Genomic DNA, 13,988 nt, shown 5'->3' on the forward strand with positions numbered 1-13,988 from the left:
GGCCTCGTTCGGTCAGGATTTCGACAATCTGGTCACATTCCAGTGACGGAATGACCCCGGCGCGAGACGCTGGCTCGGTGGTGCCCGTCGTTCTGATCTGAGAGGATTCCGGCACCCTTGACAGCCGGTGGACGGGAGGCAGGAGTGGCGCGTGCCGCTCACAGCAGAGACGGGCGCAAGCTCGTTTTCGATGCGTGGGGTGATCCTCAAGGGCACCCCGTGTTCCTGCTGCACGGAACCCCTGGCAGCCATCAAGGGCCGCGCCCCCGCTCGATGGTGCTCTATCAGCTGGGCATCCATCTGATCGCCTACGACCGCCCCGGCTACGGCGGTTCCACCCGCCGACCCGGCCGCGAGGTAGTCGACGCCGCTGAGGACGTCGCGGCCATCGCCGACCTGCTCGGCCTCTCCAAGTTCTCCGTCGTCGGCCGGTCCGGAGGCGGCCCGCACGCGCTCGCCTGCGCCGCGGAGCTCCCGGAGCGTGTCCAGAGCGCGGCCGTGCTGGTCAGTCTCGCCCCGTGGGACGCGGAGGGGCTGGACTGGTTCGAGGGGATGACAGAGTCCAACGTCCGCGAGTACCGCAACGCCCGCAACAACCACGAGGTGCTGCAGAGCACCCTTGTGCAGAACGCCGACGCCATGCGGGCCAACCCGATGGCCGTGCTCAACGACCTCGACGACGAGATGCCCAAGGTGGACCGGCAGATCGTGGCGGACGCCGGGATCCGCCGCATGCTGCACAAGAACTTCGAAGTCGCCATCGAGAAGACGGCGGACGGCTGGATCGACGACGCCGTCGCCTTCAGCAAGAACTGGGGCTTCGACCCGAAGGAGATCACCGTGCCAACCCTGCTGTGGCATGGTGAGGACGACGTGTTCTCACCCGTCGAACACTTCAACTGGCTCGCCCGCAGGATTGAACACGCTACCGTGGTGCTCCAGCCGTCGGCCGCACACTTCGCAGCCGTACCAGTGCTGCCCCGCGTGCTCGGCTGGCTCCGGGACCAGGCGCAAGTCGGGGTGACCGCCGGCACGGCGTGGCCTGCGGCCGGATCAGACCGGGTGCGGATCCAGTTCTAGCCCCACACGCTGGCCGCCCCGCATCCGTACCACCTTCGAGTGCTTGGTCCCAAGCTTGGCGCCGAGCACCTCGAGGGTCTCCCCCACCAGTTGGTCGGCCTCGGCGGTGTGGCCGGCCTCGCGCAACAGGATCGAGAGATTGCCCCGGCAGGTGAGCGCAGTGGGGTGGTTCGCACCCAGGCGCTCGCACAATGCCTCATAGGCCTGACGGTAGTTGCGTTCGGCCACCTCGGTCTCGCCCAGAGCCGCTTCGGCGTTGGCCAGGTTCATCTGACAGTTCATGCTGAAGGGGTGCTCCGGGCCAAGGGTGCTCCGCAGCGCCAGACGGGCCTGCTCGCACACTTCGCGGGCCTCCGTGAGCCTGCCGACGGACAACAGGTTGATGCCGTGATTCACTGCGCACGCCAGCGTATTGGGGTGGCCCTCCCCGAGAGCCTCGCGGAACCGGTCGAGCAACTCGGCGGTCTCCCGGCAGGCCTCCTCATGGCGTTCCGCCGCCGAGAGGTGGCCTGCGTGACCGAGTCGCACGACCAGCGTTTCAGGTGAGAACTCCCCGAGGCGCCGACGGCAGATGTCCAGCACCTGCCGGCTGATGTCCATTGCCTCGTCCAGCCGGTCGAGACGGCGCAGCGTGATGGCCAACGCCTTCGCGGCCTCCAGAGCGGGCGGTTGCTCGGGCCCGAGCTCCACCGCTGTCCTGTAGACATCGGTCAGCGTTTCCGCCGAGGCCTCGTACTCGCCGCAGGAGCGCTGGTCACGGCCAAGATTGATCTTGGAGAACAAGGTGTAGGGGTGTTTGGGGCCCAGGGTCGATGCGCGCAGTTCGCAGTTCTCCTTGTCGACACTCTGCGCTTCGTAGCAGTCTCCGGCCATGCGCATCGACACGGCCAGGTTGTTCGCCGCGAACAAAGTCCGCGGGTAGTCCTCGCCGAAGAGGTCCATGGACCGCTCGTAGGTCTCACGGTCGATCTCAAGCGCCCTGCGGACCTGTCCAACGGCCCGTAGGTCCGCGGTGAGGCTGCCTGCCGTCATCAGAATGTGCTCGTCATCGTCGGCCAGGACGGTGCGCTGTCGCTCATAAACGTCCTGGTCGATCTCCAGCGCCCTGCTGTACCAGCCCTGAGCGCGCAGCACGTTGGCCATCTCGAAGCGCAGATGCAGGGTCATGCGGTCGTCGGCACCGGCCTCCTTCTGCCAGATGACGAGCAGTTCCTCGGCGAGAGACAGTGCCTCCGCGTACTCTCCGCGGGCTCTCAGGTAACGCAGCCACTCGGTCATCAGCTCGCGGATGCGCTGGTCGAGCGAGTACCGGGTCCACGGTGTCTTGAGGTGGGGCCAGATGGTGTTGTAGCGCTCCCAGTTCGCCGGGCGTTCCACGTCGCCGCGGGAGGGGCGCGCGTCCCAGAGCACGTTACGCACGGCGCGCAGGGACGCCTCCTGCTCGTCGGCTGACATCGATGAGCGCACTGCGGCCTGCACCAGCCGGTGTACCTGAATGCTGTTGCTCTTGCGGTCGACCTTGGCCAAGGAGTAGCGGTTCAGCTGCTGAATGGCCCGGGATACCAGCGCCCTGCCCCCGGCGCCCGGCTCCACCTCCTGCAGGACCTCGACCATCTCCTTCCCGTTCACCAGGTCGAGGGAAATCGGGTCGGCGCCGAAGTGGGCGCACAGCTCCAGCAGGCGCCGCGCGGCCGGGGAGTTCAGCCGTTGGATCGAGATGTTCCAGGTCGCCCCTACCTGGAGTGGGAAGCCAGGGGCGTCGACGTCTGCCTCCAGCCTGGCCAGCTGCAGGTCCAGCAGCTCCAGGTACTCGGCGGCGTCCTGTCCGGTCTCGTTCAGCCAGGCGCCCGCGTGGTCGATGGCCAGCGGCAGATCGCCGAGGGCGTTGGCGACCCGGGTGGCGTCCTCGGTACTGATGGCGGAGACACGGCGCAGCAGGTGCTCGACGCTCTCCGCACGGGAGAACACGTCGACCTCGATGCGCTCGCCGACCTGGCTCCAGCCCTCGTTGCGCGTCGTGATCAGGACATGGCCGGTCGGGCTGTTCACAAGCATCTGCTGGATGGATTGGGGAGTGGTGGCGTTGTCGAAGACCAGCAGCCAGCGCTCGTACCGGTCCCCCCGGCGCAACGCGTCCCGGACGCCGTCGGCCGTGGCGCTGATGCTGTCCTGCTCCTCGACGCCCAAGTGGGGGGCAAGTTCGGAGTACTGGCGCAGGGCGAGGTCGCCGAACTCCGCCTCGATCCACCAGACGACGTCGTAGTTGCCGCGGTACCGGTAGGCGTACTCGGTGGCCAGTTGGGTCTTGCCGACGCCCCCCATGCCGTGCAATAGGGTGGCGGTGCCAGTGTTCGCGAGCCGCTCCCTCAGGTCCTCCAGGAGCTCGGAACGTCCTGTGAAGGCAGCGTTGCGCCCGGGGACGGACCACACGGGCGGCTCCGCGCCTGGGAACCGGGGCCCAGTGGCGCCCCCCGCGTCCGCGGGGTGCTCGCGCTGCACAGGCTGGGCGTCCAGGGCCCTCATGAGCGCGCTCTTGGCCTGGTTCTCGTTCATGCTGCTCAGATGGATCGGCATCCGGTCCGAGAACGGATGGGTCAGCCGTGCCTCACTTACCCGGACCGGGACCAGGGTGCGCCGCGAGCCCATCGGGTCGGCTGCCGCCACAGCCTCCCAAACCGCCCTGGCCTCCGGGGATTTCTGGTAGTCGGCGGAGAGCACGGCGACGGTGCGGGAGGCCCCGCGCACCTTGCTGTCGGTGTCGTCGCGGAGCGGCACCCCGGCCGCGGAGCCGTCCTCGGAGCGAGCGTCGGCGACGGTGAAGCCGGCCTCCCCGAGAACCCACCCGATCCACTCGGCCCACATCCGGTCCTGGGGCACATAGCTGAGGAACACATGCGTGGGGTCCGGCGGCCGGCGGCGCACGACGGTCTTGAGGTAGTTCTGGCGTTCCTCGTCGGTCATGGGGGCGAGGGAGGTGACCTCGCCCTCGGTGATGACGGACGTCAGCCGTTCGCAGGCGGCCAGCAGCGAGGCGGGGGTCCCCGGCTCGTCACGGAAGGTGGCGAGCATCTCCTCGTAGGCGTAGGTGGGCTTGTACGGCACCTCCACGTTGCCCCAGTAGCGGCGCGGGTCGACGTGCGGGGTGCGCACCAGCAGCTGGTCGAAGGTGAGCCGGACCTTGGCCCGGGCGGCCTCCAGCCGGTCGGCCTCGGAGTCCTCCACGCGCATGGGCACCGGCAGGATCCGGATGCGCCGTTCGCCGTAGGTGTCGAGCACCCGGCGGGCGACCGCGGCCGCGCCCTCGATGCTCTGGTCGTTGTGGGTGAAACAGTTGACCAGGACGTCGGGGAAATGGATGGTGCAGATGTCGGAGATGTCGCTCAGGCCGGTACGGCTGTCGACGAGGACGTAGTCGTAACCGCGCCGCAGCTGGGCGCAGAGGGCGTCCAGGAACTGGCCGCCGTACTGCTTCTCGTAGAAGAGGTTCCAGTTGAACTGGGAGAAGATGGACGAGTAGTTGCGGTCCTGGCGTCCCGCCGAGATGTAGTCAAGGCGACCTGTGCCCGGGAAGGTCCACAGCAGCGGGGAGACCGCTCTGCTGATGTCCGCCTGCTCGTCGATCCAGGCCTCGGTGGCCGGGGTGTCGCCGAGCGACTCGACCTTCAGCATGTAGTCGTTGATGAGGTCCAGCACCCCGGGGCGGTCGCGCAGGGCGTTCGGTTCCAGGAACGGGCGCAGGAAGCGGTCGAGTCCGGGTGCCTCGAGGTCCCAGTCGACCACGAGGACCCGTTTGCCCTGCGAGGCGGTGATCCAGGCGGTGTTGGCCAGGGCCATGGTGCGCCCGGTGCCGCCCTTGTAGCTGTAGAACGTGACGATCTTGCCGCTGTCGGGGCGGGGGAGCGCGCCGGTCACGATGGAGCCTCCTGGTCACCCTGGGAGTCGACGTGGCGCCGGTCCGCCGGCGCCGAGGACTTGGTGGTCGAGGATCGTAGCCGATCCCGGTTGAGGTAGTGGTGGGCCGCACTGTTGGCCAGCTCCATGAAACGGGAGCTGAACGCCTCCGAGTTGTCGAGGCCGAGGATGGCACCGCGCTGGATGGCCCGGCCCCTGCTCAGCCGCCGGGGCAGCGCGGATTTCAGCAGGGCGTCGAGGTCGGGGCGCGCCTGCCGGGTCTGCGGGTCGTCGGCGATCGGGGTCAGCACGGTCACCCAGGGCAGGTCGCGGGCGTCGAACTCGCGCAGCCGCCGGACGGCCTCGGGGTCGTGCAGGACCCAGGGGTCGAGGATGAGCACCCAGGGACTCCTGGTCTGCCGGTGGCCGAGGAAGACGGGCTCGGCCTCGTCGTAGGTGCGGATCTGCGGTGCGAAGCCCACGTTGCGGGCGAGTTCGGCGGTGCGCTCGGCCAGTGCGGTGCCGTAGCCGTCGCTGTAGGGCTGCCAGTCGCGCGGTTCGGGTCCGTACTTGATGTCGCTGCGGCCGGCCGGGAGATGGTGGATGTCGGGGGCGAGCACGGCTATGCCCAGCGGGTGCCACGACGTGGCGGCGAAGGCGTCGGGCACGTCCTCCGGATCGGTGAACTCCACCTCGTCCGGGGCGGGTTCGGGGGTGCCGAGGGCGGCCTGGACGATGCCCTGGGCGATCCTGCCGACGCACTGGTCGTAGTACTCGGGGTGGTCGGAGTGCTGGCGCAGCCCGTACAGGCCACCGCGCGCGTAGCCGTCCAGGGCCTCGTCGTCGACGTGCAGCGGTGCCCCCGGCCGGGCCGGCACCGGCAGGTCCAGATCGACCCGGACCGGCCGCGCGGTGGTCGCCACGGGGGTCCACAGGGCCGGGACGAGGGTGCCGCGGTGGGCACGCCGGGCGAAGGCGGTCCACTGCCGGCCGCAGTAGGGGTCGGCGAAGTAGCGGGGGGTGATCAGCGGGACGAAGGCGCGGCAGCGGTTGAGGGCGCCCACCGCCGCCGGGTCGTCGCGGTCGGCGTCCAGGTAGCCGACACCCGGGGGTGTGAGGGGGCCGCCCAGGTTGACGACCGCTCTGGTCAGGTCGGCGTAGAACTCCTTGACGTTCTTGTCGGCCGCAGGTCGGCCCACGCCGGTGCCGCCCGGCGGCGGGACGGGGGAGTAACTGACGAAGAACCAGTGCGCGGGCATCAGCGTTCCTCCCTCGCGGAGTCTTTGAGACCGTCGAACAGGTCGTCGAAGACGCTCGGGTCGCAGGGCTCCAGACGGGCGCCGACCGCCACCTCGACGATCTTCTGGGCGATCTCGTAGACGACCTTGTTGAACGTGGTGTGCCGACCGTGGGTCTGCAGGCCGAGCAGTCCCACCTCCGCGTAGTCGCCGCCGAAGTCCTGGTGGGTGTACTGCAGATCGGAGTAGGGGCGGGGGATCTCCTCTGGGCGCAGCGGGCTCCACAGCACCGGCACGACGGCGGGGCGCGTGAACGTCCCCCGCAGGCGCTGGAGTTCCTGCCGCCGCTGGAAGCATTCCCACTCCAGTGCGCACCACTCGCTGGTGAACAGGCGCCGGGAGAGGACCGGCACCAGGACCTGGCAGCGCGCTAGACGTCCCTTCAGCTCGTCCTCCCACGCGGAGCCGAGCGGCATCCGCCGGTCCAGGAAGACCGCGGGGATCATGGCGTCGAGGTCGGTGAGCTCCATCAGGTCGTCGGTCAGCTTGGCGTGGAAGCGCACCAGCCGCTCGTCCGGCGGCCGGTCGCTGGAGGGCACATGGGGGGTGCGGCCGTAGCTGAGGAAGCCGTAGGGCTGCTGGATGCCGCGGCGCGGCCGGTGTCCGTCGCGGTCCTCAAGCACGGTCGGCCTCCCGGGCCCGGGCCACGGCCATCCGGGCGGCGCCCTCGTCCACGGCCCAGCGCAGCGGGAACAGCCGGCTGTCGGCGGCACCGACCCTGCCCCGGGCGAGCGGACCGCCGGCTCTGGCCGCGCCGCTCTCCAGCCCGTGTCCGAGTTCGGCGAAGTCGCTGTCGTCGAGGTCGGCGTCGACGAAGCCGACCCAGTGCGGTCCGTGCTCCGTCATGACCCGGCAGTCGTAGCGGCGGCGGACCACGCGGGGCTGCCGGTACTCCGAGAGGTGGAAGGCCGAGCAGACCTCGAAGCCCACCCCCAGCAGCAGCACGTACGCCCTCTCCTCGTAGAGGCGGCCGAGCGGGGAGCGCTCGCCGAGCAGGCAGTCCAGGGGGTGCCCGGCGGTGATCCGGGCGGCTCGGGGTCCGAGCGCGGCGAAGGACGTCTGCGGGTGCGTGCTGCGCTCGGCTCCCGGAGTGGTCCGCACCTCCTCCGCCAGCCGTCCCATGCCGTCGGAAGGGGTGGAAGCCACGCTGAAGGGCTCCATGTTCTCACGGTAGGACAGAAGTTGATGTCGTGTCAGGCCCCGCGTCCGACGACGGTGCCTGCGTGACGTGAGGGAATTTCCCTCGGTGAACGTGGGCACGACCACGGTTCCGTCGGGGCCGAGCGCGTCGCGCAGTGCGCGCAGCAGCGTCCGGCTGCCGCCGTGGACCGGGCCGACGGACCGCAGGGACGCGTGCACGAGCAGTGTCGAGCCTCGCTCCACGCCGAGTCCGCTCAGGTCGGCGGCAAGGGATGCCTGCGTGCGCATGCCCTGTCAGCCTCGCAGTCTGGCGGCCATCCGGCGCCCGTGCGCGGTGAGACCGTCGTGGGGTATCGCCCGGGCGGGGAGCAGGTCCAGGTAGGCGGAGCGCAGGCCCTCTCTGGCGTCGTCACTGCCGGCGAGATCGAACAGGTCCGACAGGGCGTTGAACTTGATCTGCTGCACTCCTGTCACGAGCGACGCGGCCAGCGCCGCCGCCGTCGCGGGCAGGGCCAGTCCGATTGCGCCGAAGGCGTACGGGTCGGCGAGGACGTCTCCCTGTTCTCCGGTGGCGCGCACGGGAGTACAGGAGATGAGCAGGGCCCGCACCCCCGGCGCCCGATGCGCGTGCCGGGCTCGCAGTTCGACGGCAGCCTCGGTGAACCGCCGCGTCCACCGGGCGTGTTCGGCCTCGTCCAGCCGGGGCGCGGGTTCGGCGGCGAAGCCGTCGCGGTGGGGGTCGCCGTCGTCGACCAGGACGCTGAACTCCTCCGTGGTGATCCGGCGTACGGGTTCCCAGCCGACCCCGAGACGCACGGCCCCGGCCACCGGAAGGGGACGCGTGGGGGGTGCGACGGCGACCAGCAGGTCGCCCTCGCGCGCGATCAGCGCGACCGGTCCGAGGGCCGGCGGCCAGGTCAGCCGCCCGACACCGGGCAGATGCGCCTGCGCGGCCCGCCCGGGCAGGTCGAGCCGGTACCGGGTGCCCGAGCGCAGCGCGACCGCCAGGGTGATCTCGCCGAGCCGCTGCCGTACGGCGTCCGCCGGCAGCTGCCCTTCGAGGGCGCGTACGGCCCAGGTGCCGAGGTGGGGGTGGCGCAGGATCTCGGCGGTCTGCCGGGGATGCCGGCCGTCCAGCCGGGTCAGGGCATTGGCCTCGGGGCCCGGGAACCGGGCGCACACCGCGCCGAGCAGCATCCGGCGGACGCTGGCCTCGGCGCGGGCGAGGGCGTGCAGCGCGTCGCCGTCGCCGTCGCCCGCGGCGAGCGAGTCGAAGCCGTGCGCGGTCAGCGTGTGCGGCCGGGCGACCGGCTCCGGGCGCGGGGCGCGCAGGACGTGACCGATGAGCCGGTACAGGTCCGCGCAGTAGACCGAGGGGTTGTCGAAGCCGTTGTCCGACCGGTAGCGGTGGCCGTAGAGGCCGCCCCCGCAGATCCGCACGACCGGGCAGGCCCGGCACTTCGCGCTCAGTGCCGCCACTCCCCCGTGCCGGCCGAGGAAACCGGGGTGGGCGGCCGCCTCGTCGAAGGAGTGCCGCAGGACATGGAAGCCGGTGGCGGGTGCGCCGTGCCGCACCGTCTTCAGCCAGTCGGCCTGCTCGATCTCGCCGTCGGTCTCGACCACCACCAGATCGGGACTGCCGAGGCCGAGCGCTTCGGTGAAGGAGCCACGCCCGTCGCGTCCGGCGTCGATCGAGTCGAAGAGGCGGACCGGGAAGGGCCGGCCGGCGGCGTTCCAGCGGTCGTGGACGGCGATGAGCCAGCCGGCCGTCTCGTCGTGCGGCGGGTGGTCCCAAGTGGCGTGCGGCAGCAGGAAGTCCACCGCGGGCGGGTCGAGCGCGGCCAGGGCGTCGTACACGGTGACGGGGTCGTTGCGCGCGTCGACGGTGCACAGCAGCCCGGCGAAGGCGCTTCGGTACGGAGGCGAGCCGATGAGCCGTACCGCGCGGACGACGTCGTCGTACGAGCCGCTGCCGTTCGAGCGCCGGCGGTGGCGGTCGTTGGAGGCACGGTCGCCGTCGAGGGAGATGCCTGTGCTGATGCGCTCGTGGGCCAGCATGCGGCACATGTCGTCGTCCAGCAGCAGGCCGTTGGTCTGCATGCGCAGATCGAGTTCGCACACCCCGTCCAGGGCGGCCCGCAGGTCGCGGGCGAGGCGGGCCAGTCGCTCGCGTCCGGCGAGCAGGGGTTCGCCGCCGTGCAGCACGACGTGCACGCGCGGGAGTTCGGGGTGCGCCCGCGCGTGTTCGGCGATGCGGGACACCACGGCGGAGGCCACCTCGCCGGACATCACCTGCGGTCGGCGCCGCCAGCTCTGGTCGGCGTGGCGGTAGACGTAGCAGTGATCGCAGGCGAGGTCACACCTGCTGTGCACCTTGAGGACGAACTGGCGGAACGCTCTTGTCCCGGCGGTCATCGGCGCATGAGGTCCAGTCGGTCAGATGCTCGAGTTGAAGCCCGGTCCGCGCCGCCCGGACGGCAGCATCCTGTTCAGCACCGGGCCGGCGACCTCGCCCAGGCTGCCGAGCGAGGTCGTGCCGCAGTCGGGGACACGTGTGGTGACGTCCGCGGACGGGGGAGGCTGCGGTAACGCGCGCTGAAATGTCCTGGAGACTTCTCCGGCTTTCGTCATCGCGATCTCCTTCGCCGGTTCGCGGAATCGCTTTCAGGAGTCGAGCCGTGGCATCGTGTGACCACGCCATCCATCATCCTGGTCGCTTCCGGTCAGAACAAGGGCGACAGCGGTCCTTACGAGCCAGCTTCCGTGGGGCACAGGCCGGTTTGCGCCAAGGCGGCGGGTGGTCAGGCGTCGACCGACGTCTTCTCCGAAGTCGCGAGCCGGCTGTGCGTGCGGCCGTAGAAGAAGTACACGGCGAAGCCGATGACCATCCAGATGGCGAACCGCAGCCAGGTCTCGGCCGGCAGGTTCAGCATCAGCCACAGTGAGGCCAGCACCGACAGGATCGGCAGCACCGGGACCCACGGGGTGCGGAAGGAGCGCTCCAGGTCGGGGCGGGTGTTGCGCAGGATGATCACGCTGATCGCGACGACGATGAAGGCGAAGAGCGTGCCGATGTTCACCAGTTCGGCGAGCTCGCTGAGGCTGGTGAAGCCGGCGACGATCGCGATGACCACGCCGAGCAGGATCGTGGGCCGGTAGGGCGTGCGGAACTTAGGGTGGGTGTGGGAGAAGAAGCGGGGCAGCAGGCCGTCGCGGCTCATCGCGAAGAAGACCCGGGACTGGCCGAGCAGCAGGATCATGCAGACCGTGGTCAGGCCGATCGCCGCGCCGAAGCTGATCAGACCCGCGAACCAGGGGTGTCCGGTGGCCTTGAAGGCGTCGGCGAGCGGGGCGTCCACGGACAGCTTGCTGTACTTCTGCATGCCGGTCACCACGATCGACACGGCGACGTACAGGGCGGTGCAGATGATCAGGGAGCCGATGATGCCGCGCGGCACGTCGCGCTGCGGGTTGCGGGTCTCCTCGGCCGCGGTGGCGACGACGTCGAAGCCGATGAAGGCGAAGAAGACCACGGAGGCGGCGGTGAAGATGCCCATCACGCCGAAGTTGGAGGGCGCCCAGCCGAACATCAGCTGGATCAGCGGGGCCTTGAGGTTCCCGCCCGCCTCCACCGACTGCGCCTTGGGGATGAACGGGTCGTAGTTGCCGCTCTTGATGAAGAACGCGCCCGCGATGATGACGACCAGGACGACGGCGACCTTGATGGCGACGACGACCGAGGTGACGCGCGCGGAGAGTTTCATGCCGACGACGAGGATGGCGGTGAGCAGCAGGACCAGGGCGGCGGCGAGGATGTCGAAGCCGAACCCGGAGGCGCCGTCGCGGCCACTGAGCGCCTCGGGCAGGTGCCAGCCGGCGTTGTCCAGCAGGGAGTGGATGTAGCCGGACCAGCCGACGGCCACCACCGCCGTGCCGAGCGCGAGTTCCAGCACCAGGTCCCAGCCGATGATCCAGGCGGGCAGTTCGCCGAGGGAGGCGTAGGAGAAGGTGTACGCGGAGCCCGCCACGGGGACCGTGGAGGCGAACTCGGCGTAGCACAGCGCGGCCAGCGCGCAGACGACACCGGCGACGACGAACGACAGGGAGACGGCCGGGCCGGCGGTGTTCTTGGCGGCGGTGCCGGTCAGGACGAAGATGCCGGTGCCGATGATGACGCCGACGCCGAAGACCGTCAGATCGAGCGCGGACAGGGATTTCCTGAGCGCGTGCTCCGGTTCCTCGGTGTCCTGGATGGACCGCTCGACGTTCTTCGTCCTGAAGAGAGTGCTGCTCACGGCGTACCTCCCACGCTGTCTCGTCCTCGCCATGATCGAGAGGGGGCTTAAGGCGTATGCCCCGGCGCGCGCGGATTCACGCGGATGGGCCGCTTCCACCACCCCTGGCGGGGGTGGAAGCGGCCCATCCGGTCGTACGGCGGTGTCAGTCGCGCGCGGGCTCCACCTCGGCCGCGCCGCTCCGGTCGGTGGGGGTCCCCCCGGTCGAGCGAAGCCGAGACTGGGGGAGGCCGTCCAGCTTGGAGACGAGCCCGGTGACCTGGCGGGCGATGTCCGGGGCGGTGAGGCCGATCTCCGTCATCACCTCGGCGCGGGAGGCGTGGTCGAGGAAGCGCGGCGGAATGCCGAAGTCGCGCAGCGGGACGTCGACGCCCGCGTCGCGCAGGGCCTGCGCGATCGCCGAGCCGACACCGCCGACGCGGGAGTTGTCCTCGACGGTGACGACCACGCGGTGCCGCTCGGCGAGCGGGGCCATGGCCTCGTCGACGGGCTTGACCCAGCGCGGGTCGACGACGGTGGTGGAGATGCCCTGCCGGTCGAGGAGGGCGGCGATCTCCAGGCACATCGGGGCCAGGGCGCCCACGGAGACCAGCAGCACGTCCGGGCGGTCCGTGCCGGGCTCGCGCAGCACGTCCATGCCGCCCACGCGGCCCACGGCCGCGACGGCGGGGCCGACGGCGCCCTTGGAGAAGCGCACCACGGTCGGCGCGTCCTCGACGGCCACGGCCTCGCGGAGCTGGGCGCGGACCTGGTCGGCGTCGCGCGGGGCGGCGAGCCTGAGACCGGGCACGACCTGGAGGATCGACATGTCCCACATGCCGTTGTGGGAGGCGCCGTCGGTGCCGGTGACGCCCGCCCGGTCGAGCACGAAGGTGACGCCGCACTTGTGCAGGGCGACGTCCATCAGGACCTGGTCGAAGGCGCGGTTGAGGAAGGTGGCGTAGACGGCGAAGACGGGGTGCAGGCCGCCGTGGGCGAGGCCCGCGGCGGACACGGCGCCGTGCTGCTCGGCGATGCCGACGTCGTAGATACGGTCGGGGAAGGCGTCCGCGAACTTCTTCAGGCCGACCGGCTGGAGCATCGCCGCGGTGATCGCCACGATGTCCTCGCGCTCCTTGCCGAGCTGGACCATCTCGTCGCCGAAGACGGAGGTCCAGTCGGCGCCGGAGGCCTTGACCGGCAGGCCGGTGTCGGGGTGGATGGGGCCGATGCCGTGGAAGCGGTCGGCCTCGTCCTGGAGGGCGGGCTGGTAGCCGCGGCCCTTCTCGGTGAGGCAGTGGACGATGACCGGGCCGCCGAAGCGCTTGGCGCGGGCGAGCGCCGACTCCAGGGCCTCGATGTCGTGGCCGTCGATGGGGCCGACGTACTTCAGGCCGAGGTCCTCGAACATGCCCTGGGGGGCGATGAAGTCCTTCAGGCCCTTCTTGGCGCCGTGCAGGGTCTCGTACAGCGGCCTGCCGACGACCGGGGTGCGGTCGAGGATGTCCTTGGTCCGGGCGAGGAAGCGCTCGTAGCCGTCGGTCGTGCGCAGGGTCGCCAGGTGGTTGGCGAGGCCGCCGATGGTCGGGGCGTAGGAGCGCTCGTTGTCGTTGACGACGATGACGAGCGGGCGGTCCTTGGCCTCGGCGATGTTGTTCAGCGCCTCCCAGGCCATGCCGCCGGTGAGCGCGCCGTCACCGATGACCGCGACCACGTGGTCGTCGCGCTCGAGCACCTGGTTGGCCTTCGCCAGGCCGTCGGCCCAGCCCAGCACGGTCGAGGCGTGGCTGTTCTCGATGACGTCGTGCTCGGACTCGGCCTGCGAGGGGTAGCCGGACAGGCCGCCCTTCATCTTCAGCCGGCTGAAGTCCTGGCGGCCGGTGAGCAGCTTGTGCACGTAGGACTGGTGACCCGTGTCCCACAGCACCTTGTCCTTGGGCGAGTCGAAGACGCGGTGCAGGGCGATGGTGAGCTCGACGACGCCCAGGTTGGGGCCGAGGTGGCCGCCGGTCTTGGAGACGGCGTCGACGAGGAAGGTCCGGATCTCCTCTGCCAGCTGGTCCAGCTGCTCCAGGCTGAGCCGGTCCAGATCGCGCGGTCCCCTGATGCGGGTCAGCAGCGGCACCCGTGCCTCCTTGCAGTAAAAGCTGATCGAGCTGTTGCCGGGCTTGTCGAGTCTAATGTTCCGCCTTTGCGGACGGCGCCCGGGCGGTGCGTCGTAGGTCACGCGATCGGCTCTACCCAGGATCGGACTTCCCTACGACATGACTGTGCCCGGCACCGCCGTTGGTGCCGGGCACAGGTC

9 protein-coding genes are annotated in these 13,988 nt (G+C 70.4%); 1 reads left to right on the forward strand and 8 read right to left on the reverse strand.

Translation table 11 applies throughout. The features are described 5' to 3' along the window. The first annotated feature begins 273 nt into the window (after positions 1–273). Positions 274–1,080 (forward strand): alpha/beta fold hydrolase, encoded by an 807-nt coding sequence (locus tag ACQF4J_RS13095; protein ID WP_427165677.1) that lies wholly within the window; start codon positions 274–276, stop codon positions 1,078–1,080. On the opposite strand, the gene fxsT is transcribed toward ACQF4J_RS13095, so the two are convergent. From fxsT to dxs, 8 genes are all read right to left on the reverse strand, one after another. Continuing rightward, complete coding sequence (fxsT, locus tag ACQF4J_RS13100; protein WP_427165678.1) at positions 1,054–4,992, reverse strand: FxSxx-COOH system tetratricopeptide repeat protein; 3,939 nt, start codon at positions 4,990–4,992, stop codon at positions 1,054–1,056. The genes ACQF4J_RS13095 and fxsT overlap by 27 nt on opposite strands. Continuing rightward, positions 4,989–6,230, reverse strand: a complete 1,242-nt coding sequence (gene fsxC, locus ACQF4J_RS13105; RefSeq protein WP_351799435.1) for an FxsC protein — start codon at positions 6,228–6,230, stop codon at positions 4,989–4,991. Before fsxC ends, fxsT begins: the two co-directional genes overlap by 4 nt. Continuing rightward, positions 6,230–6,892 carry a TIR-like protein FxsC gene (locus ACQF4J_RS13110; protein WP_351799433.1) on the reverse strand — a complete coding sequence of 221 codons (663 nt, stop codon included), beginning with the start codon at positions 6,890–6,892 and terminating at the stop codon, positions 6,230–6,232. Before ACQF4J_RS13110 ends, fsxC begins: the two co-directional genes overlap by 1 nt. Then, positions 6,885–7,697 (reverse strand): aminoglycoside N(3)-acetyltransferase, encoded by an 813-nt coding sequence (locus tag ACQF4J_RS13115; protein ID WP_351799430.1) that lies wholly within the window; start codon positions 7,695–7,697, stop codon positions 6,885–6,887. Before ACQF4J_RS13115 ends, ACQF4J_RS13110 begins: the two co-directional genes overlap by 8 nt. A 6-nt stretch (positions 7,698–7,703) precedes the next feature. After that, positions 7,704–9,824, reverse strand: a complete 2,121-nt coding sequence (locus tag ACQF4J_RS13120; protein ID WP_351799428.1) for an FxsB family cyclophane-forming radical SAM/SPASM peptide maturase — start codon at positions 9,822–9,824, stop codon at positions 7,704–7,706. 21 nt (positions 9,825–9,845) lie between these two features. Continuing rightward, positions 9,846–10,040: a hypothetical protein gene (locus ACQF4J_RS13125; RefSeq protein WP_351562988.1), complete on the reverse strand. Its 195-nt coding sequence runs from the start codon at positions 10,038–10,040 to the stop codon at positions 9,846–9,848. A 170-nt stretch (positions 10,041–10,210) separates the two neighbouring features. Next, positions 10,211–11,704, reverse strand: a complete 1,494-nt coding sequence (locus tag ACQF4J_RS13130; RefSeq protein WP_351562986.1) for an amino acid permease — start codon at positions 11,702–11,704, stop codon at positions 10,211–10,213. A gap of 145 nt (positions 11,705–11,849) precedes the next feature. Continuing rightward, positions 11,850–13,808: a 1-deoxy-D-xylulose-5-phosphate synthase gene (gene dxs, locus ACQF4J_RS13135; protein ID WP_351563271.1), complete on the reverse strand. Its 1,959-nt coding sequence runs from the start codon at positions 13,806–13,808 to the stop codon at positions 11,850–11,852. Positions 13,809–13,988 lie beyond the last annotated feature (180 nt).

This window comes from Streptomyces sp. C1-1, assembly GCF_050214755.1.
Classification (GTDB): domain Bacteria; phylum Actinomycetota; class Actinomycetes; order Streptomycetales; family Streptomycetaceae; genus Streptomyces.